General features: G+C 70.5%; 23 protein-coding genes and 1 pseudogene. 10 read left to right on the forward strand and 14 right to left on the reverse strand.

What is annotated here, in order from left to right:
- Positions 1–340 precede the first annotated feature (340 nt).
- Entirely contained in the window at positions 341–649 is a 309-nt protein-coding gene (locus tag ABR737_RS26425) for a DUF8827 family protein (protein WP_031067282.1), read from the reverse strand.
- Between the two features lie 518 nt (positions 650–1,167).
- Between ABR737_RS26425 and ABR737_RS26430 the strand changes: the two genes are divergently transcribed.
- Positions 1,168–2,172: a bifunctional lytic transglycosylase/C40 family peptidase gene (locus ABR737_RS26430; protein ID WP_350252800.1), complete on the forward strand. Its 1,005-nt coding sequence runs from the start codon at positions 1,168–1,170 to the stop codon at positions 2,170–2,172.
- Between the two features lie 205 nt (positions 2,173–2,377).
- Positions 2,378–3,097 carry a phosphatase PAP2 family protein gene (locus ABR737_RS26435; protein ID WP_350252801.1) on the forward strand — a complete coding sequence of 240 codons (720 nt, stop codon included), beginning with the start codon at positions 2,378–2,380 and terminating at the stop codon, positions 3,095–3,097.
- 128 nt (positions 3,098–3,225) lie between these two features.
- Here the strand turns inward: ABR737_RS26435 and ABR737_RS26440 are convergent, their stop codons facing one another.
- Together ABR737_RS26440 and ABR737_RS26445 are read right to left on the reverse strand one after the other, a co-directional pair.
- Positions 3,226–4,845, reverse strand: a complete 1,620-nt coding sequence (locus tag ABR737_RS26440) for an FAD-binding oxidoreductase (RefSeq protein WP_350252802.1) — start codon at positions 4,843–4,845, stop codon at positions 3,226–3,228.
- A 255-nt stretch (positions 4,846–5,100) separates the two neighbouring features.
- Entirely contained in the window at positions 5,101–5,295 is a 195-nt protein-coding gene (locus ABR737_RS26445; protein ID WP_350252804.1) for a hypothetical protein, read from the reverse strand.
- 172 nt (positions 5,296–5,467) lie between these two features.
- Here ABR737_RS26445 and ABR737_RS26450 point away from each other — a divergent pair, with 172 nt between their 5' ends.
- Both ABR737_RS26450 and ABR737_RS26455 read left to right on the forward strand, forming a co-directional pair.
- On the forward strand, positions 5,468–6,328 hold the full coding sequence (locus tag ABR737_RS26450; protein ID WP_350252805.1) for an SCO4651 family lipoprotein: 861 nt from the start codon (positions 5,468–5,470) through the stop codon (positions 6,326–6,328).
- A 146-nt stretch (positions 6,329–6,474) separates the two neighbouring features.
- Positions 6,475–6,693 (forward strand): hypothetical protein, encoded by a 219-nt coding sequence (locus ABR737_RS26455; RefSeq protein WP_502964508.1) that lies wholly within the window; start codon positions 6,475–6,477, stop codon positions 6,691–6,693.
- A 23-nt stretch (positions 6,694–6,716) separates the two neighbouring features.
- On the opposite strand, the gene ABR737_RS26460 is transcribed toward ABR737_RS26455, so the two are convergent.
- Complete coding sequence (locus ABR737_RS26460; protein ID WP_350252808.1) at positions 6,717–7,133, reverse strand: metal-sensitive transcriptional regulator; 417 nt, start codon at positions 7,131–7,133, stop codon at positions 6,717–6,719.
- A 194-nt stretch (positions 7,134–7,327) separates the two neighbouring features.
- Between ABR737_RS26460 and ABR737_RS26465 the strand changes: the two genes are divergently transcribed.
- Both ABR737_RS26465 and ABR737_RS26470 read left to right on the forward strand, forming a co-directional pair.
- Entirely contained in the window at positions 7,328–7,948 is a 621-nt protein-coding gene (locus ABR737_RS26465) for a DUF47 domain-containing protein (RefSeq protein ID WP_350252810.1), read from the forward strand.
- Positions 7,949–7,957: 9 nt separating this feature from the next.
- Complete coding sequence (locus ABR737_RS26470; RefSeq protein WP_260636392.1) at positions 7,958–8,956, forward strand: inorganic phosphate transporter; 999 nt, start codon at positions 7,958–7,960, stop codon at positions 8,954–8,956.
- A 195-nt stretch (positions 8,957–9,151) separates the two neighbouring features.
- Here the strand turns inward: ABR737_RS26470 and pstB are convergent, their stop codons facing one another.
- The 4 genes from pstB to pstS form a co-directional block, all read right to left on the reverse strand.
- Positions 9,152–9,928: a phosphate ABC transporter ATP-binding protein PstB gene (gene pstB, locus ABR737_RS26475; protein WP_328385308.1), complete on the reverse strand. Its 777-nt coding sequence runs from the start codon at positions 9,926–9,928 to the stop codon at positions 9,152–9,154.
- A 36-nt stretch (positions 9,929–9,964) separates the two neighbouring features.
- Positions 9,965–11,044: a phosphate ABC transporter permease PstA gene (gene pstA / locus ABR737_RS26480; RefSeq protein ID WP_350252812.1), complete on the reverse strand. Its 1,080-nt coding sequence runs from the start codon at positions 11,042–11,044 to the stop codon at positions 9,965–9,967.
- Positions 11,045–11,117: 73 nt separating this feature from the next.
- Positions 11,118–12,116, reverse strand: a complete 999-nt coding sequence (pstC, locus tag ABR737_RS26485) for a phosphate ABC transporter permease subunit PstC (RefSeq protein ID WP_350252813.1) — start codon at positions 12,114–12,116, stop codon at positions 11,118–11,120.
- Positions 12,117–12,248: 132 nt separating this feature from the next.
- Entirely contained in the window at positions 12,249–13,361 is a 1,113-nt protein-coding gene (gene pstS, locus ABR737_RS26490) for a phosphate ABC transporter substrate-binding protein PstS (protein WP_350252815.1), read from the reverse strand.
- A 463-nt stretch (positions 13,362–13,824) separates the two neighbouring features.
- Here pstS and ABR737_RS26495 point away from each other — a divergent pair, with 463 nt between their 5' ends.
- Complete coding sequence (locus ABR737_RS26495; RefSeq protein WP_350252817.1) at positions 13,825–14,910, forward strand: C40 family peptidase; 1,086 nt, start codon at positions 13,825–13,827, stop codon at positions 14,908–14,910.
- Positions 14,911–15,239: 329 nt separating this feature from the next.
- On the forward strand, positions 15,240–16,679 hold the full coding sequence (locus ABR737_RS26500; protein ID WP_350252818.1) for a PP2C family protein-serine/threonine phosphatase: 1,440 nt from the start codon (positions 15,240–15,242) through the stop codon (positions 16,677–16,679).
- A 47-nt stretch (positions 16,680–16,726) separates the two neighbouring features.
- Here the strand turns inward: ABR737_RS26500 and ABR737_RS26505 are convergent, their stop codons facing one another.
- From ABR737_RS26505 to ABR737_RS26520, 4 genes are all read right to left on the reverse strand, one after another.
- A complete protein-coding gene (locus tag ABR737_RS26505) occupies positions 16,727–17,071 on the reverse strand; it encodes a DUF2516 family protein (RefSeq protein WP_350252820.1) in 345 nt (114 codons plus the stop codon).
- A 187-nt stretch (positions 17,072–17,258) separates the two neighbouring features.
- On the reverse strand, positions 17,259–17,933 hold the full coding sequence (locus ABR737_RS26510; protein WP_350252822.1) for a hypothetical protein: 675 nt from the start codon (positions 17,931–17,933) through the stop codon (positions 17,259–17,261).
- Positions 17,934–17,966: 33 nt separating this feature from the next.
- The gene (locus ABR737_RS26515; RefSeq protein WP_350252824.1) at positions 17,967–18,413 is read right to left on the reverse strand and encodes a helix-turn-helix domain-containing protein; all 447 of its coding nucleotides are present in this window, start codon (positions 18,411–18,413) and stop codon (positions 17,967–17,969) included.
- Between the two features lie 110 nt (positions 18,414–18,523).
- A complete protein-coding gene (locus tag ABR737_RS26520; protein WP_350252825.1) occupies positions 18,524–19,582 on the reverse strand; it encodes an ArsR/SmtB family transcription factor in 1,059 nt (352 codons plus the stop codon).
- 68 nt (positions 19,583–19,650) lie between these two features.
- Here ABR737_RS26520 and ABR737_RS26525 point away from each other — a divergent pair.
- A pseudogene (locus ABR737_RS26525) lies at positions 19,651–20,882 on the forward strand (MFS transporter).
- On the opposite strand, the gene ABR737_RS26530 reads toward ABR737_RS26525, so the two are convergent.
- A complete protein-coding gene (locus ABR737_RS26530) occupies positions 20,879–21,517 on the reverse strand; it encodes a TetR/AcrR family transcriptional regulator (RefSeq protein ID WP_350252827.1) in 639 nt (212 codons plus the stop codon). The pseudogene ABR737_RS26525 and the gene ABR737_RS26530 sit on opposite strands and share 4 nt — an antisense overlap.
- Before the next feature lie 307 nt (positions 21,518–21,824).
- Here ABR737_RS26530 and ABR737_RS26535 point away from each other — a divergent pair, with 307 nt between their 5' ends.
- Positions 21,825–22,778 carry an NAD(P)-dependent alcohol dehydrogenase gene (locus tag ABR737_RS26535; RefSeq protein ID WP_350252829.1) on the forward strand — a complete coding sequence of 318 codons (954 nt, stop codon included), beginning with the start codon at positions 21,825–21,827 and terminating at the stop codon, positions 22,776–22,778.
- A 32-nt stretch (positions 22,779–22,810) separates the two neighbouring features.
- Here ABR737_RS26535 and ABR737_RS26540 read toward each other — a convergent pair whose 3' ends face one another.
- A complete protein-coding gene (locus ABR737_RS26540) occupies positions 22,811–23,704 on the reverse strand; it encodes a putative protein N(5)-glutamine methyltransferase (protein ID WP_350252831.1) in 894 nt (297 codons plus the stop codon).
- Positions 23,705–23,849 lie beyond the last annotated feature (145 nt).

Consider the following 23,849-nt stretch of genomic DNA (forward strand, 5'->3'; position numbering starts at 1 on the left):
GGGGACTCTGGGTCATTTGTGCTCATCGCTCGCTCCGCGGTTGCCGTCGCCTTCTTGTGCCTTCTTGCCCCCGGGTCCACCTGTCCCCGCGCGGCGGCCCGCCCAATCGGTCCGCTGGTGGCGGGGGTGACCGGGGCGCGGGAGGCGGGCCCGTCGGGCCGGGCGTGAGGGGGCGTCAGCATGGGGCCTCGGCAGGGAGGTGGGGCCGGTGGGAGCGAGTGGGGGCACGGGGCGGCGGAGAGATGGCGGGCGGGGGCGCAGGGGGAGCGGCCCGGGGACGGGGCGGGGAAGGGGTGTGCCCCGCTCGGCCGGCCCCGGCAGGCCCTCGGGTGTGGCCGCGCTAGACCGCCATGCCGTAGACGATGGTGAACAGCGTCCCCAGGGAGCCGATGATGAAGACGCCGGTCAGGCCGGCCACGATCAGGCCCTTGCCCTGCTCGGCGCTGAAGGTGTCGCGCAGCGCGGTGGCGCCGATGCGCTGTTTGGCGGCGCCCCAGATCGCGATGCCGAGGCAGAGCAGGATCGCCACCGCCATGACCACTTCGACCATCACGCGGGCCTCGTTGCCCAGGCTCCCGAACGGTCCCCAGTCCGGGGCGATTCCGCCGATGATGGTGGTGATGTCGCCTTTTTCGGCCGCAATGAACATGTGAACTCACCGCCCCTTGGTGGGTAGTTGTGTGCCCGTGCCGGCGCGGCGCGGGTCGCTCTCTATCTTCGCTGACGAACGGAGCGTCAGCTGTCGTCTTGGCGGCTTTCTTTGACGGATCCCGTGGGAGTGGCGTGGACGTGTGGGTGCATGCCGTCCATTGGACCGGCCGGTCTCACTGTGTGTATCACGGGGCCCTACCCTGAGCAATGATCATCGGAAGAGGTAATGGCCGGTCCGGCGCGCCGTTGCGGCCGGGGCCGTTCGGGTGGTGGCGAGGCCCGGGTGCGGCGGATCGCGGTCCGGGTGCGGCGGATGCCGTCCGGTCCCGGGGCTCGTGTGCAGTGTCGCTCATCCGGCGGTGCTCCGGGCGTCGCGATGAGGGGCATCTCACACCGGGTCAGGAGCGCCCCTGCGCCGTGTCGTGCGCCGTCGTGTCGCACCGGGGGCGGCGCAACGCGCGCGGAGCGACCGGAAAAAGGCAGTGAACCGGGGCTGAATGGGGGAGGGTTGGGGGCGTGCGGAAATTCTGGGTGGCCGGTGGGCTCGGGACAGGGCTGGTGCTCTGCTTGCTCGGGCTGCTTGTGATCGGTACGTACACGGTGGCGGCCCGGCTGGCCGGGGCCGGCGGGCGGGCGCTCGGGCTGGCGAAGGGCGCGGTGCCGGGCGAGTACCAGCCCCTGGTGCAGAAGTGGGGGACGCTCTGTCCGGCGATAAGCCCCGCGCTGCTGGCGGCCCAGCTCTACCAGGAGAGCGGGTGGAACCCTCGGGCGCAGAGCCCGGCGGCCGCCCAGGGCATGGCGCAGTTCATCCCGGGGACGTGGCAGACGCACGGCGTCGACGGGAACGGCGACGGCAAGAAGGACGTGTGGGACCCGCAGGACGCGATTGCGTCGGCGGCCTCGTACGACTGCGAGCTGGCCGGCTATGTGAAGAGCGCGCCGGGCAACGCCACGCACAACATGCTCGCGGCGTACAACGCGGGGGCGTACCGCGTGATCCAGTACAACGGGGTACCGCCGTACCGGGAGACCCAGAACTACGTGAAGACGATCACGACGCTCGCGAAGAGCTTCGAGGCGCCGTCCGGTCCGGTGGCGCCGTCGAAGCAGGCCGCGGGGGCGATCTACTTCGCGCAGGAGAAGCTCGGCACGCGCTACCTGTGGGGTGGTACGGGAACGGCGGCGCAGGGCGGGCGGTTCGACTGCTCGGGGCTGACCCAGGCGGCGTACCGTTCCGTGGGCATCGAGCTGCCCCGGGTGGCGAACGACCAGTGGAACGCCGGGCCGCATCCGAAGCGGGACGAGCTGCTGCCGGGTGACCTGGTGTTCTTCGCCTACAACCTGAAGGACCCGCGGTCCATCCACCATGTGGGGCTCTATGTGGGGGGTGGGTACATGATCAATGCGCCGTACACCGGGGCCGTGATCCGGTTCGACAAGATCGATTCGCCGGACTACATCGGGGCCACCCGCGTCACGTCCGATGGCGCAAAAGCACTGCCCGGTACGAACGCTGCGTGAACATAGGGCCCTGAACTGCAGTGATGAATCAAGCTTCGATAACGTCCTGGTGATCATCCGGTAGAGAGTGGAACGGCTGGGGTGGACATCGCGTTTCCTTGGCACGGGGACGTAGCAGAGCTCGACGCAGCACACGCTCGACGACCACGGGGGCAGGCAGCACACGACGGCGCTCGCGCGCGCGAAAGATAAGGGGCCGCGGCAGATGGCTGGACTCGCACTCGAGGGGCCGAACCCCGATGTCGACGTGCTCGACGGCATCAACGGTCTCGCGAAGGACGCCCCCCACTGGGCCAACAAGGCCATGGAGTACATCGGCGAGTACGGCATCATCGCCGGTCTCGGGGTGCTGTGTCTGATCGCCTGGTGGTCCGCGCGCCGCCGGCCGGGCGCGCCGTCCGCCGTCGCGGGCCTGGTGTGGGCGCCGCTGGCCGCTGGCCTCGCGCTGCTGGCCAACATCCCGATCCGGAACTTCGTCGAGCGGCCCCGGCCGTTCAAGGACCACGCCGGGCTGGAAGTGCTGATCCCCGGCAAGAGCGACTTCTCGTTCGTGAGCGATCACGCGACGCTCACCATGGCGGTCGGCGTCGGCCTGTTCCTCGCCCACCGCAAGTACGGCCTGATCGGGATCGCGCTGGCGCTCGCGGAGGGCTTCTGCCGCGTCTACATGGGCGTGCACTACCCGACCGATGTGATCGGCGGCTTCGCGCTGGGCACCGCCGTCGCGCTGCTGCTCGCGCCGCTCGCGCAGGCGCTGCTGGTGCCGCTGACGACGGCGATCGGCCGGTCGAAGCTGGCCTGGCTGGTGCGGGCACCGGGTGCGGACGGCGCCACGGGGCAGGACGCCGAGGGCGGCCGGGTGGTGGCCACCGGATCGGCGGTGCCGCGGGGGCAGAAGGAGCGGGACAAGGACCTGGCGGCCTGAGGGATCGCCGGACCGGGTGGGACGCACCGGTCCGGCGGCCCCGGGAGCAATGACCTGGCGGATGCGGACGGCCCGGACCCCCTCGCGGGGCCGGGCCGTCCGTGTGTCCGCCGGTGTGCCGGGCGGTGTCAGAGCGCCTGCGGGAAGGTGCTGAACAGCCGCTGCGGGTCGTAGGCCCGCTTGACCTGGGCGAGCCGGGTGGCGGCGGCGCCGTAGTAGGCCGTCTTCCAGTCGCTGAGCCCAGGGTCGGTGTAGTTCTGGTAGGCGGCGCCGGAGGAGTAACGGCGCATCGCGTCATGGAAGGAATTCAGCCACGCTGTGCGCGTCGCGGACGAACCGCTCGCCGGCCAGGACGTCAAGTACTGGGCGAGGAACCGCGAGCCGCGGTGGACGAAGGCGGTGTCGGTGCGCCCGACACGGTTGATCGCGCCGCCCAGCGCCGTCAGCGCCACGTTCCCGTTGACGCCCTTGCGGCCGCCCGCCTCGATCTGGTCCATCAGCGTGCGGATGCCGGCCGTGGACAGCGAGCGGTCGAAGAAGTGCGAGCGGGCGGCGTAGGTCTCGCGGCCCAGCTGCCCGGAGCCGGTGTGGCCGGGCAGCGAACCCGGCATATGGCACTGGGCGGTGGACTTGGAGGAGCAGCCCGCGTAGGACTCCATGGCGTCCAGGTAGCCGGTCGGCGTGAGGTGGACGCTCTTGGCGGGGCCGGGGCCACCGGGCTGGTCGGCGAGCTTGTCGAGGGCGTTCTTCAGGTCGCCGTAGCTGCCCAGGGAGAAGGCGGCGACGGAGACGGACGGGGTGTTGCCGGGGCGGGCGTCGAGATGGCAGGCGGACCAGATCTCGTCGGCCTGCACCGGTCCCCACTTCTGCCAGGACGCCACGACCTTCGCCGCCTTGGACCACGGCCAGGTGAGGTACGCCATCACCGCGCGGGGCGCCGGATGCGTACGGAAGCGGAGTTCGGTCACCACGCCGAAGTTGCCGTTGCCGGCGCCGCGCAGCGCCCAGAACAGGTCGGAGTGGCGGCTCTTGTCGCAGTCGACGGTCTTGCCGTCGGCCGTGACCAGAGTGGCGCCGACGAGGCTGTCGCAGGTCAGCCCGTACGCACGGGAGGCCACGCCATGGCCGCCGCCGAGGGTGAGGCCGGATATGCCGACGGTGGGGCAGGAGCCCCCGGGTATCGTCACGCCGTGCGCCCCGAGGCCCTCGTAGACGTCGATGAGCTTGGCGCCGGCGCCGATGGCGGTGGTGCCGCCGGACGGCGCGCCGACCTTGGAGAGCGCGGAGACGTCGATGACGAGCTTGCCGTTGCCGCTGGACCAGCCGGCGTAGGAGTGGCCGCCGCTGCGGATGGCGACCGGGGTGTCGTAGCGCCGGGCGAAGGAGAGGCATTCGGCGATGTCCGACGGGTGCTCGACATAGGCGATGGCCGACGGCTTCAGCGTGTCGTAGCGGGTGTTGTACAGGCGGCGGGCGGTCGCGTAGGCGGCGTCGGAGGCCCGCACCAGCTTGCCGTCCAGGCTCTTGCCCAGTGCGGTCCACGAGTTCTGGGAGGCCCGGCTGTGGACGGCGGCCCCCGCGGAGGAGGCCGCATTGGTCTGTGCCGCAGCGGTGCCGGTCGCGGCGCCGGTGTCCGACGCGGCGGACCCCGCACCCGCCTTGCCGGTCTTGTTGTCGCAGCCGGTGGTCAAGGCGACCGAGGCCGCCGCCAGTCCGCCGCCCGCCTGCAGGAGTGTGCGCCGCTTCACTGGGATGAGTCCCCCTCGATGTTGTGGGTACGGTCCTGCCCCGCCTGCCGTCGGCCCGGCCGCAGGTCACGGGGCGCGTGCAGGGAAGGCCGCACCGGGCGGCCGCGGCGGTGCGCTGCCCTCACGTTCCGCTGTGCCCGGTAATGCTCCGCACTGTCCGGTGTCGTCCGTGCCGTCCGTTACCGGTGCGGTGCGCGTACTCCCCTTACTAGGCAGATGCAGCAGGGGCGTTGGGGGTTCCCGGGACGGACGCGCTCATTCCACGGGGTGCCCGGGGTCGGTGCTGCCCGTACCCGGTTCGGCGGCCACGTCGGCCAGATGACGCTCCGCGTCCGTACGCGCCTGAGAGCGGGCGCGGCGGGCCGGACCCCGCCACCCGCAGGTGCAGCGGGCCGAGCAGAAGGAACCGCTCTCGGTGGTGGAGGTCGCGTGGGGGGCTCGGTGGGGCACCCCGTCACGCTACGCGTCCCAGGTGCCTTGCGTGACGAGCCCCCTTGACGGTCGTTGAACCGGACGGTCGACGGAACGTCAGATGCGGCGGTGGCGGACCGTGTGACCCTCCCGAGCGGACCGGCCGGCCCAGGCCGTTCCCGAAGACAGCGGCCGAGGGGGCTCGTACGCGATGGTGGTGCAGGAGTGGCGAGGCGGCGGCGCGGTCGTCGTGGCCGTGGCGTGCGGGACGGGGCTGGCGGTCGGGCTGCTGACGACGGGCTGTTCACCGGACGGGGCCGCGGCCGACGATCAAGAGCCGTCCGGCCGGGCCGCTGCCGCCGCGGAGGTCCGAGGCAGCGCCGCCGCCCTGCTGCGGGCCGGCTCGGCCAGGGTCCGTACGTCCATGGAGACGGTCAGCGGCGGCACCCGGGTCGCCATCCGGGGCACCGGCGGCTACGACTTCGCCACCAGCACCGGGCGGCTGCGGGTCGTCCTGCCCGATCCCGCGGGCCGGACCGGCGGCGGCCATCAGCCGGTCACCGAGATCCTTGCGCCCGGTGCGCTGTTCATGAAGAACCGCGGGGCCGGGGTGCCCGCCGACAAGTGGGTGCGGGTGTACACCGCCTCCCTGAGCGACGGGAACCTGGTCACCGGCGGGGCGACCGATCCGCTGGCCGCGGCGGAACTGCTGCGCGGCGCGCGGGAGGTGACGTACCAGGGCGAGGAGCGGCTGGACGGCGTGCGGGTGCGGCATTACCGCGGGACGACGGATATCGAGGCGGCCGCCCGGGAGGCGTCACCGCGTACGAGGCCCGCGCTGGTGGCCGCGGAGCAGGGGTTCACCACCGACGCGGTGCCCTTCGAGGCATATCTGGACGAGGAGGGGCGGCTGCGCAAGGTGCGCCAGTGGTTCCGCTATGCCAACGGTGCACCGAAGGGCGCCTCGGTGACGTCCACCACGGAACTTTCGGATTTCGGGACGAAGGTCGTAGTCCGTCTGCCGGACGAACGCGACATCTATGCGGGGAAGATCGCTTCGCCCGCGCCGTAAGGCCGGGTGCGGCGGGACGGCACGGCATGTGACGGGGGCGCTTGCCGGATGGCGGAAATGGTCCATCCGTGCCATGCGCGGAGCGTGCGCCCGTCCTTACGCTGACGGTAACCACCCAAGGCGTGGGAAGGCGCTCGAAGGAGGAGGTGTTGTACGTGGCCGGACACCGCCCTACGACGGTCCAGGACTACGTAGCCCTCGTCGAGATCGACCTGACCGGTGAGTTGATGATCGCGGCCGCGGCCGCCAGCGAGGACCGGCTCAGCCCGGACCGCATCGACGAGGTGCTGGAGGTCGACGGGGAGGGCGGCGGCACGGACCGGGCGCGCCATCGGGCCGGACCCGCGGGGTGCGCTCCCGGCTGACGGGGTACGCCGCGCAGGACGGCTCAGGTGCGCAGCATCCGCTCGATGGCCTTGGTGGCTTCCTGGACCTTGGCGTCGATGGCCGCGGGGCCCTTGACGGCCGCGTCGGCGACGCAGTGCCGCAGATGTTCCTCCAGCAGCTGGAGGCCGAAGGACTGCAGGCCCTTCGTGCTCGCCGAGACCTGGGTGAGTATGTCGATGCAGTAGACGTCTTCTTCGAGCATCCGCTGCAGTCCGCGGATCTGCCCCTCGATCCGGCGCAGTCGCTTGATGTGTGCGTCTTTCTGCTGTGCGTAGCCGTGGGTGCCGGATGTCGCCGAAGTCTCTGCGTTATCGGTCACGGTTTGAGCTGCGTCCCGGGGGTCGGTGTCCGGCTGCCGGGGGTGGCAGGCCGCGGCGGCTGCGGCGCTGCCGGTGCTGTCGGCGTCCGTGGTCGTCATGGCCGTCTCCCGTGGTATCTAGGCGATCTATATACCCCTGGTGGGTATATGGTACCGAACTTTGCGGGCACCTGTGGTACCCCGTGCAGAGCATGCTGCACGATGGGCGACACTGAAGGAATGCCGGTTAGCTGTGGCTGGATGATGCGCCTAGCATCAACTCGACCGAATCCGATGCACCCCGAGGATTTCACGTGCGCTTTCGTCTGACCCCCAGGGAGACGAGCTTCTACGACATGTTCGCCGCCTCCGCGGACAACATCGTCACGGGCTCCAAGCTCCTGATGGAACTGCTCGGGGCGGACTCCTCCGCTCGTGCAGAGATCGCCGAGCGTATGCGGGCGGCGGAGCACGCGGGTGATGACGCGACCCACGCGATCTTCCACCAGCTGAACTCCTCGTTCATCACGCCGTTCGACCGCGAGGACATCTACAACCTCGCCTCGTCGCTCGACGACATCATGGACTTCATGGAAGAGGCGGTCGACCTGGTCGTCCTCTACAAGGTCGAGGAGCTGCCCAAGGGCGTCGACCAGCAGATCGAGGTGCTGGCACGGGCGGCCGAGCTGACCGCCGAGGCCATGCCGCATCTGCGGACCATGACCAACCTCACCGAGTACTGGATCGAGGTCAACCGCCTGGAGAACCAGGCCGACCAGATCCACCGCAAGCTGCTTGCGCACCTCTTCAACGGCAAGTACGACGCCATCGAGGTCCTCAAGCTCAAGCAGATCGTGGACATCCTGGAAGAGGCGGCGGACGCGTTCGAGCATGTCGCCAACACGGTCGAGACCATCGCGGTCAAGGAGTCCTGAGCGCCGCCCATGGAGACCTTCGCGCTCGTCGTGACCATTGCGGTCGCGCTCGGATTCACCTATACCAACGGCTTCCACGACTCCGCGAACGCCATCGCGACCTCGGTCTCGACGCGGGCACTGACCCCGCGCGCGGCACTGGCGATGGCCGCCGTGATGAACCTCGCCGGTGCGTTTCTCGGCAGCGGGGTCGCCAAGACGGTCAGCGAAGGGCTGATCGCCACTCCCCAGGGCAACCAGGGGATGGGCATTCTCTTTGCCGCGCTGCTCGGCGCGGTGGTCTGGAACCTCGTCACCTGGTACTTCGGCCTGCCGTCCTCGTCCTCGCACGCCTTGTTCGGCGGCATGGTCGGAGCGGCGCTCGCCGGTGGCACCAAGGTCATCTGGGGCGGCGTGATCGAGAAGGTCGTCCTGCCGATGTTCATCTCGCCGGTCATCGGCCTGGTGCTCGGCTATCTCGTGATGGTCGTCATCCTCTGGATGTTCCGTAAGTCCAACCCGCACAAGGCCAAGCGGGGCTTCCGCATAGCCCAGACCGTCTCGGCCGCCGGCATGGCGCTGGGACACGGTCTGCAGGACGCCCAGAAGACCATGGGTGTCGTGGTGATGGCCCTGGTCATCGCCGATGTCGAGGACGCGAACGACGCCATCCCGATCTGGGTCAAGCTGGCCTGTGCGCTCACCCTCTCGCTGGGTACGTACGCGGGTGGCTGGCGCATCATGCGCACCCTGGGCCGCCGCATCATCGAGCTGGACCCGCCGCAGGGCTTCGCCGCGGAGACCACCGCCGCCTCGGTCATGTACACCGCGTCGTTCATGTTCCAGGCGCCGATCTCCACGACCCATGTCATCACCTCCGCGATCATGGGCGTCGGCTCGACCAAGGGCCCGCGCGCGGTGCGCTGGGGCGTCGCCAAGAACATCGTGATGGGCTGGTTCATCACCATGCCGGCGGCGGCGCTGGTCGCGGCGCTCGCGTTCTGGCTGATCCGGCTGGCCTTCGGCTGACCGACCCGGCCACCGGGCACGCAGAGACAGCGCACAACAGCGCACAACAGCACGCACAGAGCACACAGAGCACACAGAATGGGCCCGCCCCCGGGAAGAGGGGCGGGCCCTTCGCCTTGCGGTGGCACCGCCATGCAGCACCGCAGGACGTGGTGGGGGCGGCCCGGCCGCAGTGGCCGGGCCCGCCCTTGCCGCTCAGCCGAAGCGGCCGGAGATGTAGTCCTCCGTGGCCTGGACCGACGGGTTGGAGAAGATCCGCTCGGTCTCGTCGATCTCGACCAGCTTGCCGGGCTGCCCGACGGCGGCGAGGTTGAAGAACGCCGTACGGTCCGAGACGCGCGCGGCCTGCTGCATGTTGTGCGTCACGATGACGATCGTGAAGCGCTCCTTGAGCTCGCCGATCAGGTCCTCGATGGCGAGGGTGGAGATCGGGTCGAGCGCCGAGCACGGCTCGTCCATCAGCAGCACCTGCGGCTCGACGGCTATGGCACGGGCGATGCACAGCCGCTGCTGCTGGCCGCCGGACAGGCCCGAGCCGGGCTTGTTGAGGCGGTCCTTGACCTCGTTCCAGAGGTTGGCGCCCTTGAGGGACTTCTCGACGATGTCCTTGAGCTCGCTCTTCTTGTACGAGCCGTTCAGCCGCAGACCGGCCGCGACATTGTCGAAGATCGACATCGTGGGGAACGGGTTGGGGCGCTGGAAGACCATGCCGACGGTGCGGCGGACGGCGACCGGGTCGACCCCGGAGCCGTAGAGGTTCTCGTCGTCCAGCATCACCTTGCCCTCGACGCGGCCGCCGGGGGTGACCTCGTGCATCCGGTTCAGGGTGCGCAGGAAGGTCGACTTGCCGCAGCCGGACGGGCCGATGAAGGCCGTCACGGAGCGCGGCTCGACGGTCATCGAGATGTCGTCGATGGCCTTGTGGCTGCCGTAGTACGCGGAGAGGCCGCTGACGTCGATTCGCTTGGCCATGGAAATCACTGCTTCTTTCGTGTGGACGGCGCGGGGTCAGCGGCCGGTTTTGGGGGCCTTCCAGCGGGCGATGCCGCGGGCCACCAGGTTGAGGATCATGACGAAGGCGATGAGGACCAGTGCCGCGGCCCATGCGCGGTCGTACGAGGCCTCGGAGCCCTGCTGCCACTGCTGGAAAACGTAGAGCGGCAGCGACTGCTGGGCATCTTCGAAGGGGTTGTTGTTGATCGTCTTCGCGCCCCACACCAGGAGCAGCACGGGCGCCGTCTCACCGGTGATACGGGCGATGGAGAGCATCACACCGGTGGTGATGCCGCCGATCGACGTCGGCAGGACGACCTTGAGGATGGTGCGCCACTTGGGCACGCCGAGGGCCAGCGAGGCCTCGCGCAGCTCGTTCGGGACGAGCTTGAGCATCTCCTCGGTGGAGCGGACCACGACCGGCATCATCAAGATCGCCAGCGCCATCGAGCCGGCGAAGCCCGACGGGCCGAAGCCGAGGATCAGGATCCACACGGAGAGGACGAACAGGCCGGCCACGATCGAGGGGATACCGGTCATGACGTCGACGAAGAAGGTGACGGCGCGGGCCAGCCGGCCGCGGCCGTACTCGACGAGGTAGATCGCGGTGAGCAGACCGATCGGCGCGGCGATCAGGGTGGCCAGGCCGACCTGCTCCAGGGTGCCGACGATCGCGTGGTTGATGCCGCCGCCGGGCAGCGCGTCCGGGGTGGTGCCCATGGAGTGCGACAGGAAGTAGCCGTTGAGGACCTTGGTGCCGCGGGCGACGGTCTCCCACAGGAGGGAGGCCAGCGGTACGACGGCGATCAGGAAGGCCATCCAGACCAGGCAGGTGGCCAGGCGGTCCTTGGCCTGCCGGGTGCCCTCGACGGCCGCGGCCAGCGCGAAGGTGCCGAGGACGAAGAGCAGGGCGGCGATCAGGCCCCACTGGACGGTGCTGTCCAGGCCGGCGCCCAGCCCGATGCCGCAGCCCGCACCGGCCGCGACCAGCGCGAGAGCCGGCGGGGTCCAGCGGGGGAGCCGGGCCTGCTTGAGCGAGACGGGCAGCGGGGAGTCGCCGTGGGAGACCGCGGGGCGGTCGGTCGTCATACTCATGCCGCCACCTCGCTTCGCGAGGCACAGCATTCGCAAGGCGCGCACCTTTTGTTGATTCCTTCGCTTCGCTCACTCATGCGGCAGCTCCCGAGTACTCCTTGCGGCGGGCGATGATCAGGCGGGCCGCGCCGTTGACGAGCAGCGTGATCACGAAGAGGACGAGGCCGGACGCGATCAGGGCGTCCTGGCCGAAGGTGTCGGCCTCGCTGAACTTGCTGGCGATGTTCTGGGCGAAGGTGCCGCCGCCCGGGTCCAGCAGGCTGGTGTTGATGAGGAAGCTGGGCGAGAGGACCGTGGCGACGGCCATCGTCTCGCCGAGCGCACGGCCCAGGCCCAGCATGGAGGCGCTGATGATGCCGGAGCGGCCGAAGGGGAGCACCGACATCCGGATGACTTCCCAGCGGGTGGCGCCGAGCGCCAGCGCGGCCTCCTCGTGCATCTTCGGGACCTGCAGGAACACCTCGCGGCTGACACTGGTCACGATCGGCAGGACCATGATCGCGAGCAGGATGCCGACGGTGAACAGCGAACGGGCCGCCCCGCCGCCGTAGGAGAAGATGCCGGTCCAGCCGAGGTAGTCGTCCAGCCAGGTGTAGAGGCCGCTCAGATGCGGGACGAGGAAGAGCGCGCCCCACAGGCCGTAGATGATGCTGGGCACCGCGGCGAGCAGGTCGATGACGTAGCCGAGCGGTGAGGACAGCTTGCGCGGGGCGTAGTGCGAGATGAACAGCGCGATGCCGACGGCGACCGGGACCGCGATGACCATGGCGACCACCGAGCTGACGACGGTGCCGAAGGCGAGGACCGCGATGCCGAACTTCGGGTCCGTCCCGGTGGCGTTCCAGTCCAGGGTGGTGAAGAAGTTGGCCTTGTCGCCGGAGATGGCGAGCACGGAGCGGTAGGTGAGGAAGCCCGCGATGGCGGCCATGATCACCAGGAGGGCGATCCCGGAGCCCCGGGAGAGCCCGAGGAAGATCCGGTCACCGGGGCGGACCGCCTTGCCGGAGACGGCCGAGCGGCCGTCGTTCCCTGGCAGGGGTGGGGTATCGGTTGGCGAGGTAGCTGAATTCATGGGTTCTCCGGTCTGCGGAGCCCGGCGGGGCTCCTGGCGCGGCGGTGCACCGGACGGGCGGCGGCCCGAAAGGGGCCCTGGTGAAGGGGCCCCTTTGGCCGTACAGCGGTCTGCGGGCCGCCGCCCGGTGGGTCAGGAGAGCGTGGTGACGGTCTTGCGGACCTTGTCGGCGATCTCGGGGGGCAGCGGGGCGTAGCCGAGCTGCTTGAGCGCGCTCTGGCCGTCCTTGCTCGCGACGTAGGTCAGGAAGGACTTGGTGGCGGCCAGCGTCTCGGGCTTGTTGCCCTTGTCGCAGGCGATCTCGTTGGTCACCAGGGTGATCGGGTAGGCGCCCTCGGCCTTGGTGGTGTAGTTGAGCTTCAGGGCCAGGTCGTTGCCCTTGCCGGCCTGCTTGGCCTCGGAGATCGCCTTGGAGGCGTTGTCGACGGTGGCGTCGACCGGGGTCTTGGCGCCGGTGTTCAGCTTGACCGTCGGGACCTTGCCGGCCGTGGCGTACGACAGCTCGAAGTACGAGATCGCGCCGGGGGTCTGCTTGACCTGCGAGGAGACGCCGGCCGAGCCGGAGGCCGCCTGGCCGCCCTCGCCCTCCCACTTCTTCGCCGGCTCGTGCTTCCAGCCACCGGCGGCCTTGAGGTACTTGGTGAAGTTGTCGGTGGTGCCCGAGTCATCGGAGCGGTGGAACGGCTGGATCTTGAGGTCCGGGAGCTTCGCGCCCGGGTTCAGCTTCTTGATCGCGGGGTCGTTCCACTTCTTGATCTCCGAGTTGAAGATCTTCGACAGGGTCGGGGCGTCCAGCACCAGGTTGTCGGCGCCGGGGACGTTGTAACCGACCGCGATCGGGCCGCCGACCATCGGCAGGTCGATGGCCTGGCCGCCCTTGCAGACCTGCTTCGACTTCTTGACCTCGTCGGGCTTGAGGGGGGAGTCGGAGCCCGCGAAGGCGGTCTGGCCCTGCAGGAAGGTGGTGACGCCGGCGCCGGAGCCCGTCGGCTGGTAGTTGATCTCGGTGCCCTTGCAGGCGCCCGAGTAGGCCTGCACCCAGACGTCCATGGCGTTCTTCTGCGCGGAGGAGCCGGACGCGAGCAGCTTGCCCTTGCCCTCGCACTTGATGTTCGACGGCTTGGCGGCACCGCCGCCGGCGCCGGAGGTGTCATCGGAGCCGCACGCCGTCAGGGCCAGGGCACCCGAGACGGCGAGAGCGCCAACGGCGAGGGCGCGAACCCGGTTCTTGCGCTGAAGCTTCACTGTCGAAAGTTCCTTCCTGGGGCGCGCCGCTTCGTCGGCGTGCGAGGTGAAGTGTGATCTGCGGGCTGTCGCGGTCTGCGATGCCGGATAGCCGTGTCGCGCTTGCGCATCAGGCGAAACGCGTACTCGGTGAGGCTGAAATTAGGCAGGTGAGGTGAAGCGGCCGATGGAGGGGAGTGAACGCACGGTGAACCTCGGCCATCGGGTGGGTGCGGCGGGAGAAGTGTTCGCCAACTCGTGCGAAACGGCCCGTCGCCCTGTTGAATTACCGGCCGGTATGGCAGCATCCGCGCCTGTAGGAATACGCGAATCGGTGCGGAACGACCGGAGGTGGCTGGTGGGGAGCCAGGGGGCACGGCAGGGCGTTCGGGACGTACGGGACGGGCAGGCCGGGTGGGGATCATGGGGCGCACGGGCGCCTTGGGGTGCACGGAGATCATGGGCCGCACGGGGCAGCCGGCTCGTGGCGTGCACCGCCGTCGTCCTGTGCGCGACGGGGCTGCTCGGCGGTACGGCGACGGCCGCCTACGCGGATGACCCGAAGAACCCGTCCGCGGACGCGGGGCAGGCCGCCGGCGCGGGAAAGGCCGCGGATGCCGACGCCGACGCCCGGCGCCTCGACGAGGTACGCAAGAAGATCGACGCCCTCTACCGCAAGGCCGAGCAGGCCACCGACGCCTATAACGCCGCCAAGGAACAGGTCGAGCTCCAGCAGAAGGAGATCGTCAAGCTGGCGCGCAGCATCGACAGCACCCAGCGCCGGCTGGCCGACCTCAAGCGTCGGGCGGGTGCGCTGGCCAGCGCCCAGTACCGCGGCGGCGGGCTGCCCGCCGAGGCGAAGCTGATGCTCAACGTCGACCCCGAGGGCTTTTTCGACAATGCCACCCTGGCGCGCAAGGGGCAGCTGGCGGCCAAGCGAATGATCAGCCAACTGTCGCATCTGGAAGGCGACTTGGAGGACTATTCCGACTCGGCCACGGACCGCTGGGAGAAGCTGGAGGCGAACCGCAAGAAGAAGGAAAGCGCCCAGCGGGACATCAAGAAAAAGATCGACGAGGCAAAGAAGCTGGAATCCCGGCTGGCCGCCAAGGAAAAGGACCGGCTGAAGAAGCTGGAGGACGACCTGGCCTTCAAGCAGCAGCAGAAGTGGCTGGACTCGGGCGTACTGAAAGACATCAGTAACAAAGCCTCGGCTCCCGGCAAGAAGGCGATTTCGTACGCCACCGCACAGATCGGCAAGGACTATGTGTGGGGCGCGGAAGGGCCGGACACCTTCGACTGCTCCGGGCTGACCCTGCGGGCGTGGCAGGCCGGCGGCCGGACCATTCCGCGGACCTCGCAGGAGCAGTGGCGGCGGCTGCCCCGGGTCGCGCTCAAGGACATGCGGCCGGGCGATCTGATCATTTATTTCTCCGATGCCAGCCATGTCGGGATGTATCTCGGCGACGGCGCGATCGTGCATGCGCCGCGGCCCGGCCGGCAGGTCACGATCACCGGCGCCGGCTCGATGCCGATCCTCGGTGTCGTCCGCCCCGATGGTGACGGCTGACACGATGGCGCGGATCACACGCGCGATAAATGACCGGATCGTTTCCTGTCCGAGAGTTGTCGTCGCGTAGCGGAAAGCATCCGGGCGGGGTGATGTTCGTCATTCCGCATTCCGCCCTCCCCAGGTCAAATGGCTTATTGGGTGCGGCATATGACGATGGCCGATTGCCGCCGGGCATTCCATCCCACTCCGTACTGGCGCTATGGTCGCCTGGCAGTGCCCGGTGTTGCCCCCGCTCCATTGACCGACGAGCGACGGGAAGCCGGGCACGGTGGTGCGCCGGTCGGCGCTCCGCCGCACCCCTCGGGGGGAGGGAAGGAAGCAGACCCATGCCCGTACCCGTACCGCACCAGCGGGCGGTCGTGCTGCCGCACCAGGCAGGACCGGTGGACGGCGCCTGCGCGGACACCGCGCGGGTCGCCGACGCGCCGGGCGCGGGGGACACGACGGCCCAGGGCGTCGGCGCCCCGGCGACCGCCGTGGGCCGGCCGTCGGCCCCTTTGGGCTCCCACGGCTTCCAGAAGCCCGAGCAACCGCAGTCGGCCGCACAGCCGGTTCCGGCCGACCATGCGCCCGCCCACCAGGGTCTGACCCTGCTCCTCATCGGCGAGGACCCCAACAGTCATGTCCCCGATATGTGGGACTGGGCGGGCCGCAAGGTGCGTCTGCGGACCGCCCGCAACCTCACCGAGGCCGGGCGGCTGCTCACCGACGATGTGCACTGCATCCTGCTCGACCTTCCCCCGCGGGCGCCCGGCGAGCGCACGGAACGCGACCCCGGCCACGGCGGCACCCCCGACGACGAGCTGGGCATGCTGCGCGAGGTGCTGCGGATGGCCACCTCGCACGCCGTCCTCGTCCTCACCTACGAGACGGACGCCGAGCGCGCCGCCGACGCCGTACGCGTCGGCGCCCAGGACTACCTCTTCCGCGACGAGCTGGACGGCGCGGTGCTCAGCCGCGCGGTCCGCTACGCCGTCGAGCGCAAACGCGCCGACCTCGCACAGCGCCAGCTCACCGAGTCGCGGATGCTTGCTCAGGAGAATGCCCGTCTGGAGCGCGGCCTGCTGCCCACGCCCCTGCTCGACGGCTCCAATCTGCGGTTCGCCGCCTGCTACCGCCCCGGCCGCAGCCGTGCGCTGCTCGGCGGCGACTTCTACGACACCGTCCGCACCCCGGACGGCACCGTCCACGCGATGATCGGCGACGTCTGCGGCCACGGCCCCGACGAGGCCGCCCTCGGCGTCGAGCTGCGCATCGCCTGGCGCGCGCTGACCTTCGCCGGACTCTCCGGCGACGAACTGCTCGCCACGCTCCAGAAGGTCCTGGAGCACGAGCGGGCGGACGACGAGATCTTCGCGACGCTGTGCACCGTCGACATCTCCGCGGACGGCCGCCGCGCCGGTCTGTGCCTGGCCGGCCACCCCGCACCGCTGCTGGCCCAGGCCGACGCGCCTCCGCAGCTGCTGCCGTACGAGTTCGGCGGCCCGGCGCTCGGCCTGCTGCCGCACGCCCGCTGGCCGCGCCGGCAGGTGGAGCTGGGCGGCTCGTGGAGCCTGATGATGTACACCGACGGCCTGATCGAGGGCCGGATCGGCCAGGGGAACCAGCGCCTCGGCCAGGAGGGTATGACCGAGCTGGTGAGCCGGCAGATGGCCGCCGGCCTCACGGGCGAGGAACTGCTGGACGCCTCGGTCAGAGAGGTACGCGATCTGAACGGCGGAGAGCTGACGGACGACGTGGCCGTGCTGCTGCTGGACCGGCGGTAGGTCGTAGCCGGGGGCCCCGGGGCCCGTGCCGGAGGCCGGGGGCTTTCTCAGCGCCCGCCGTTGTACGGCCCGTACGGCCCGTCCGAGCTGGAGCCCCCGCGCCGGGGCCCGCGGCCGCCGCCGGCGACCTGCCGGAGCGCCGGGCGTACGTCGACGGTGTAGACGATCACTGCGATCACGCCGATGACCGGCAGGAACGACATGATCGGGAGAATGAACAGCAGCGCCGTGGCCAGGGCGAGGAAGATCAGCCACATGCCCTTGGTCTGCTTGCTCGCGGCGCGATAGGCGTCCTCACGGCGCACGGCCGCATCGACCAGCATCACGGCGGCATAGACGCCCAGGGCGAGCTGCACCCAGCTCAGAATGCTCTGGAACCCGTAAATCAGCACGCCTTACACCGCCCGTTCGCCAGTCGTGTCGTCTCGGTCTGCGGCGGCCCGACTGCCGCCCGTGCGGCCCCACCGTACCCGGACAACGGGCCGGGCACCCGAAGTGTGCCCGGCCCGGCCCGTGAAACGGGGGCCTCGGCGAAAGGTGAGCGAGCTCACTTCGCCCGGTGGTGTGCGCCCGGTGTCCTTACTTGGCGGACGGCGGGGTGCTCTTCTTCGCCTGCGCCGGTGCCGGCTTGCGCTGCGGCGGCGCGGGGGTCGGCTTGCGCTGCGCGACGGGCTTCTTCGTCGTGGCCGGCTTGGGCTGTGCCGAGGGGGTGGCCTTGGTCTCCGCCTTGGTGCCGTTCGTGGTCTGGTTCTTCGTCGCCGTGGCGGTCTGGGGCTTCGTCCCGCTCTTGCCCGCCTGCTTCGGCGCCGGCTCCGGCTCGATCGCCACCGCAAGGTCCTCGACCTGGTCGGCGGCCTCGCCGCGCCAGGTCGCCACCGCGCCGCGACCGCGCTCGGCCAGCTCCTCGTAACCCTCACGGGTCTTCACGACGGCCTCGGCCGCGCGGCCCACGCCCTGCAGCGCCAGCTCCTGCGCCTGGTCACGGACCTTCTTGATGTCGCCGTCCAGCGAGCCCAGCAGCTCGGTCAGCTTCTCCTTGGCGTCCTTGGCCTGCTTGGTGACCAGGGCCTGGACGTCCTTGGGGTCGGTGCTGCGGACGGACTCGAAGCGCTTGGGCGCCTCGATCCGGATCTTCTCGACGAACTGCGGCACCTCGCCGAGCTTCTCGGCAGCCAGGTCGACGGTGCCGGCCAGGGCGTACAGCGGGGTCGCGTCGGTCAGGGCCTTGCGGAGGTCATCGGTGTTGATGGCCATGACGTTATTCCTCCTGGAAACGAAATCGGTTGCTCAGGTGGCGTGCGGGCCGCCGTCGGCCTCTGTCTCAAGGGAGTCCGTGTCGCGCCCGTCCTCAAATCCGCTCACAGCGGTGTCCTTGCCGCCGCTCCCGAGCCCGTTCTCCTTGCGGAAGGACTCGTAGATCTGCAGCAGGACCTGCTTCTGTCTCTCGTTCAACGCCGGGTCGGTGAGTATCGCGGTCTGTACCTCGACCCCGTCCAGACCCTGCCGTTCGTCCAGAATCCCGGCCTGGACGTACAGCGTCTCGGCGGATATACGCAGCGCCTTGGCGAGCTGCTGCAGAATCTCCGCGCTCGGCTTGCGCAGGCCGCGCTCGATCTGGCTGAGGTACGGGTTGGACACCCCGGCGGCATCCGCGAGCTGCCGCAGACTCAGCTGCGCCGTGCGCCGCTGCTCCCGCAGGAACTCGCCGAGATTGCCGACGTTGAGTGATGCCATACCTCGATGGTGCCCGGAAGTGCTAACTATTGCAAGCGCGGTGCTAGCAGAAGTGGTCCAGGCGGGTGGGCCGCGGGAGACCGAGGACGCGGGGCGTCACCGGCCCGGGGTCAACGTTCGGGCACCTCAGCGTGTGCCCTTTCACCGCCGGGCAACGCACCCGGCCAGTGGCTCCCCGGGTCCGTCTCCTGGTCACTCGTACCGGCCCCCGACGCCTCCACGAGGACGTCCCCGGCCGCCGTCCGCACATACAGCACCGACCGCCCGGCCCGCCGCCTTCCCGCCAGTCCCGCGTCCAGCAGGACCCGCAGATGGCGCCCCACCGAGCCCAGCCCCTGCCCGGTCACGGCGACCAGTTGGGTCGTGCTCAGGGGAGTTCCGAGCAGCACCAGCAACCGGGCCCGGGCGGTTCCGATGAGTGCCCCGAGGCCGGCCGGGACGGGACGCCGGTCGTGGTCCTCGGCGAGCACCCCGAGGCACGGATAGACGACGGCGTACCGCTCCCGCCCCTCCCATGACACCCACCCGGACCTCGGCGTCACCGGCATGAACAGCAGCTCGGCCCCGGCGGCGATCTCCCGTGGCGGATACGCGTGCAGGTTGACCTGGAACCGGCTCTCCCCGAGCCACCGCGTCCCCGGTCGCAGATCGTCCAGCACGGCCGCCCAGCCGCCCTGGCTCACCTGCGTGGTCCGCGCGACCATGTCGGCCTCCAGGACGCGCCGCCGGCGCTCCCAGTACGGCCGCACGGTCTCTTCCCAGACGTACGTCAGGAGCGCGGTCGCCCGTTCGGGCAGGTCGTCCCGCTCCAGGGCGGCGGGGAGCGGGCCCCGGAGGGACACCCGGAGATCGGCGCGCGCCTCCGCGGCCCCGGCAGCCCGCACCCGGGCCACGCTCTTCTCGAAACTCTCCCCGACGCACGAGGTGGGGCAGATGAAGTCGGCGATCCAGGACGTGCCGACCGCCGCCCGTACCAGCAGCGCGGTCACCGGGTCGGCCGCGAGGCGCGCGCGGTAGCCGGGCAGGTGCGCGCGCAGCCAGGCCTCCTCGCCCGGATGGGCGCCGGTTCCCGCGTGCAGCAGCTTCAGGCTCGCGAAGGCCTCGGCGAACGGTGAGAGCACGAACCGGCTGCGGGCGAGGGTGTCGGTGTCGATCTGCCATAAGCCCATGCGTACGACCTTTCGCGCGTCGGCGAAACAATAACCGGAGCCCCCGGGCCGCTCGGAGACTCCGACGCATGCGCAGCTACCGCACCCTGTTCCGCACCCCGGAGTTCACCCCGTTCCTGCTCTCCTTCGCCGCCCACGCCGCGGCCCAGACGATCGGCGGCCTGGCCCTCGGCACGCTGGTCTTCCGGGCCACCGGCTCCCCGCTCCTGTCGGCGGTGAGCATGTTCGGCCCGCAACTGGCGCAGTTGCTGGGAGCCACGTTCCTGCTCTCGGGCGCCGACCGACTGCCCCCGCGTGCGGCCCTCACCGGCCTCGCCCTCGCCTTCGCGGCCGGTACGGCGGTGCTCGCGCTGCCCGGCCTGCCGGTCCGGGCGCTCTTCGCCGTCGTGCTGGCGCAGGGCCTGATCGCGTCCCTGGGCGGGGACGTGCGCGCGGGGCTGCTCAACGACATCCTGCCGAAGGACGGCTATGTCCTGGGCCGTTCCGTGTTCAACATGCTCTGGGGCCTGATGCAGGTCGCCGGTTTCGCGACGGGCGGCGCGCTGCTGGCGCTCCTGACCCCGAGGGCATGCCTGCTCCTGGCGGCGGCGCTGTACGTGCTGGCGGCCCTCGGCACCCGCCTGGGTCTCACGGTCCGCCCGCCGCGCTCCTCCGGCCGCCCGTCCGTCGCGGCGACCTGGCGCACCAACGCCCTCCTGTGGTCCTCGCGCCCCCGCCGCCTGACGTACCTCGGCCTGTGGATCCCCAACGGCCTGGTGGTCGGCTGCGATTCGCTCTTCGTCTCCTACGCCCCCGGGGCGGCCGGGACGCTGTTCGCGTGCGGGGCGCTGGGCATGTTCGTGGGCGACGTGACGGTGGGCCGCCTGGTGCCGCCCGCGTGGCGCCCCCGCCTCGCGCTCCCGCTGCGCTCCCGCTGCGCTTGCTGCTGGCGACGCCGTACCTGTTCTTCGTCCTGCGGCCGGGAGTGGCGCTGTCGGCCGTGGCCGCCGCCGTCGCCGCCGTCGGCTTCGCCGCGAGCCTGGTCCTGCAGGAACGCCTGATGTCCCTCACCCCCGACGACCTCGCGGGCCAGGCTCTCGGCCTGCACTTCGTCGGCATGTCCACCCTGCAGGGCGTCGGCGCGGCCCTGGCGGGCACGCTGGCCCAACTGACCTCCCCGGCCACGGCGATGACGCTGCTGGCGGCCGGATCGGTCACCGTGACCCTGATCCTCGCGGCGCTGGGCCGGCGCGAGGGACGAGAGGCGGCCGCCTCCCGCGCGCGTCCGGGTGCCCTGCCGGAACCGGCCGCCATGGACTAGTCCTGACCCTGACCCTGTTCCTGGCCCTGGTCCTGGCTTTCGTCGAGCTTCCGGCCGTGCCGTCTTTCGAGTGTGGTGAGCCATTGGGTGACGACGGCGTCGATGAACCCGTCGGTCACCTGGCCGCGGTCGAGGAAGAGCCTGGCGAGCACCGGCCCGTAGAGCAGGGTGTGCTCGGTGTCGTCGATCTGGATGCCTGAGGGTTCCAGGAGTTTGTTCAGGGCTGCGCGGCGGTCCTGGCCGATGCGCACCAGGGCCTGGGCGCTGTCCGGATCGTGGTCGGCTTGGGCGGTGATGGCCAGTACCGCGGTGCGGATGGCCGGTTCGCTGATGCCGTCGCGCAGGCTCTTCAGCCAGTCGACGGCAACGGTGCGTACGTCGCTGCCCGGCTCGGGGTAGTTGCCGAGGTCGGGGCCCTCCAGGATCAGGTCGAAGAGCAGCGCGGCCCGGTTGGGCCAGTGGCGGTAGAGGGTCTGGCGGGTGACGTCGGCGCGCTCGGCCAGCAGCGCGTACGTCAGCCCGGTCGGACCGGCCTGGGGCAGCAGTTCACGAGCGACGGTCAGTACGCGGTTGCGGGTGCGCTGGACGCGCGGGTTGCTCGGGGTCGGCCGGCGACGGTGGAGGGGCTGCTGCATGCGTCCCATCCTATCCACGAATCATACGAGCCGTGTGATTCAAGCCATAAGGGCCTCCGTGTGAGCCATCAATCATCCATCATGCGTGATACAAAGAAATCACACGCGATGGATGATTGATGGTGTGTGCCGCTTACCGGTGTCGCTTCCAGGTGGCGCTTCCCGCTGCCGCTGCCGTCCCCCGCTCTCTCGCCGGCCGAGGCCGCCCGGGCCCACGCCCCCGCCGTCGAAGCCGGCCGCCACCACCACTTCCACAGCCCTGACCAGACCGGACCAGACCAGCAACTACCTACCGTGAGGAAATGAAATGAAGGCCGCTCAGATCACCGGCTACGGCACCCCGGATGTCCTCAAGGTCAACGACGTTGACCGTCCCGCCCCCGGTGCGGGCGAGGTCCTGGTATCGATCGAGGCGTCGAGCGTGAACGGGCTCGACACGATCGTGCGCGCCGGGGGATTGCGGATCGTGTCCGGACGCCGGTTCCCGATCGGTGTGGGACTGGACTTCGCCGGTGTCGTCGCCGCAACCGGTGCCGACGTCTCTCAGTACCAGGTGGGGGACCGGGTGTGGGGCACGGTGCCCCCGCTCAAGCGGAACGCCGTCGGTGGAGCCGCCGAATACGTCGTGGTCGCCGCGAGCCGCATCGGTCCCGCACCGGCAGACCTCTCGCCGGTGGAGGCGGCCTCTCTGGTCGTGGCGGGAACGACCGCGTTGGCCGCGCTGCGGGGCACCCTGCACCTCGCGAGCGGCGAACGCCTCCTGGTGCGTGGCGCCGCCGGCGGAGTCGGTACGGCCGCCGTACAACTGGCCCGGGCGATGGGTGGGCACGTCACCGCGCTGTCCCGCGGCCGCCATGCCGGGGCGCTGCAAGAGCTGGGAGCCGACGAGGTCTTCGACTACGGCACCACCACGCCGGACCGGGTCGGACCGTTCGACGTCATCTTGGACACCGTCGGCTCGGAACTGCACTCCTACCGGCGCCGGCTGACCCGCGACGGCAGGATGGCCACCATCGCGCTGTCGGCATCCTCCATGGCGGCCATCGCCGCGTCGAGCGTGCACGGCGCCCGCCGCATCCGCACCTTGAGCTCCAACCCCGACACCGCTGTGCTGCGTGACCTGGCCGGTTATGTGACCTCTGGCGCACTGCGGCCCGTCGTCGACAGCGTGTATCCGCTGGCGGACATCGCCTCGGCGCATCAGGCCTTCGAGCGAGGCGGGGTGGTGGGCAAGCAGGTGGTAGCGGTGTCCGGGAGGTAGGAAGCAGGAGGTAGGAGGTAGCAAGCGGGAGGCTACGGCGGTCCGGCTGCCCGGCCCTCCCCGGCGGCAGGCTCCCGGGTCCCTATGACCACCGTGGCGTAGAGCTCGTCGGAATCGGCCACCCGGGGGAGCAGTCCGTTGCGGGTGAAGGCCTCGACGGCCCGCGGTGCCTGGTGTTCGCTCGTCTCGACCAGCAGATGGCCCCCGGCGGCCAGCCACTGCGGGGCCGCCGCGGTCACCCGCCGCAGGACGTCGAGCCCGTCCGCGCCGCCGTCGAGCGCCACCAGCGGCTCGAACTCGCGGGCCTCCGGCGGCAACAACCCGACCTCCTCGGTCGGTACGTAGGGAACGTTGGCCACCAGGATGTCGATACGGCCCCGGAGGCCGGCGGGGAGCGCATCGAAGAGGTCGCCCTCGTAGACCCGGCCCCCGGCGTCGGTGATGTTGCGGCGGGCGCAGTGCACCGAGGCGGGCTCGATATCGGCGGCGTACAGCTCGACCCGGTGAAGGGCTGTGGCCAGTACCGCGCCCACCGCGCCCGATCCGCAGCACAGATCGACGACGACCGTGGGCCGCCCGGTGCGCTCGGCGGTCCGCAGGCCGAGGCCGATGGCCTGGTCCACCAGGAACTCGGTGCGGCGGCGCGGTACGAAGACCCCGGGATCGACGATGATCCGTCGGCCGTGGAACTCGGCCCAGCCGACGACGTGTTCCAGCGGCAGCCCGAAGGTGCGCCGCTCCACCATGGCGGCGAGTTCGTCCGCCGTCCGGGCGGTGGACAGAAGCAGCTCCGCCTCGTCCTCCGCGAAGACACAGCCGGCGGCGCGCAGCGTGGTGACGACGGCGGAACGGGAGAGCGGCGCAGAAACGGGGGCCGGGGAGGGGGAAACGCAGGAGAAGGAGAGAGGTGACGGACGGGACGACATCTGAAACGACGACATGTGAGCCTTTCGGGGCGCCGACGGCGCTTCCCGGGTCATCTGCGTCGGACGGTCACCTGCATCGAGGGGACCGCAGGGGCGCGTGAGCCCGGAGCACCTGCCTGGTCTGGCGGGGAATCGGTCTCACCTC

It is taken from the genome of Streptomyces sp. Edi2, from assembly GCF_040253635.1.
Lineage (GTDB): Bacteria > Actinomycetota > Actinomycetes > Streptomycetales > Streptomycetaceae > Streptomyces.

Excerpts from the sequence above, each read along its gene's own strand:
- pstC (WP_350252813.1), bottom strand. The coding sequence starts at position 12,116 with ATGAATTCAGCTACCTCGCCAACCGATACCCCACCCCTGCCAGGGAAC.
- ABR737_RS26530 (WP_350252827.1), bottom strand. The coding sequence starts at position 21,517 with ATGCAGCAGCCCCTCCACCGTCGCCGGCCGACCCCGAGCAACCCGCGC.
- ABR737_RS26535 (WP_350252829.1), top strand. The coding sequence starts at position 21,825 with ATGAAGGCCGCTCAGATCACCGGCTACGGCACCCCGGATGTCCTCAAG.
- pstA (WP_350252812.1), bottom strand. The coding sequence starts at position 11,044 with ATGAGTATGACGACCGACCGCCCCGCGGTCTCCCACGGCGACTCCCCG.
- ABR737_RS26435 (WP_350252801.1), top strand. The coding sequence starts at position 2,378 with ATGGCTGGACTCGCACTCGAGGGGCCGAACCCCGATGTCGACGTGCTC.
- ABR737_RS26540 (WP_350252831.1), bottom strand. The coding sequence starts at position 23,704 with ATGTCGTCCCGTCCGTCACCTCTCTCCTTCTCCTGCGTTTCCCCCTCC.
- ABR737_RS26450 (WP_350252805.1), top strand. The coding sequence starts at position 5,468 with ATGGTGGTGCAGGAGTGGCGAGGCGGCGGCGCGGTCGTCGTGGCCGTG.
- ABR737_RS26520 (WP_350252825.1), bottom strand. The coding sequence starts at position 19,582 with ATGGGCTTATGGCAGATCGACACCGACACCCTCGCCCGCAGCCGGTTC.
- ABR737_RS26470 (WP_260636392.1), top strand. The coding sequence starts at position 7,958 with ATGGAGACCTTCGCGCTCGTCGTGACCATTGCGGTCGCGCTCGGATTC.
- ABR737_RS26500 (WP_350252818.1), top strand. The coding sequence starts at position 15,240 with ATGCCCGTACCCGTACCGCACCAGCGGGCGGTCGTGCTGCCGCACCAG.
- pstB (WP_328385308.1), bottom strand. The coding sequence starts at position 9,928 with ATGGCCAAGCGAATCGACGTCAGCGGCCTCTCCGCGTACTACGGCAGC.
- ABR737_RS26515 (WP_350252824.1), bottom strand. The coding sequence starts at position 18,413 with ATGGCATCACTCAACGTCGGCAATCTCGGCGAGTTCCTGCGGGAGCAG.
- ABR737_RS26510 (WP_350252822.1), bottom strand. The coding sequence starts at position 17,933 with ATGGCCATCAACACCGATGACCTCCGCAAGGCCCTGACCGACGCGACC.
- ABR737_RS26425 (WP_031067282.1), bottom strand. The coding sequence starts at position 649 with ATGTTCATTGCGGCCGAAAAAGGCGACATCACCACCATCATCGGCGGA.
- ABR737_RS26460 (WP_350252808.1), bottom strand. The coding sequence starts at position 7,133 with ATGACGACCACGGACGCCGACAGCACCGGCAGCGCCGCAGCCGCCGCG.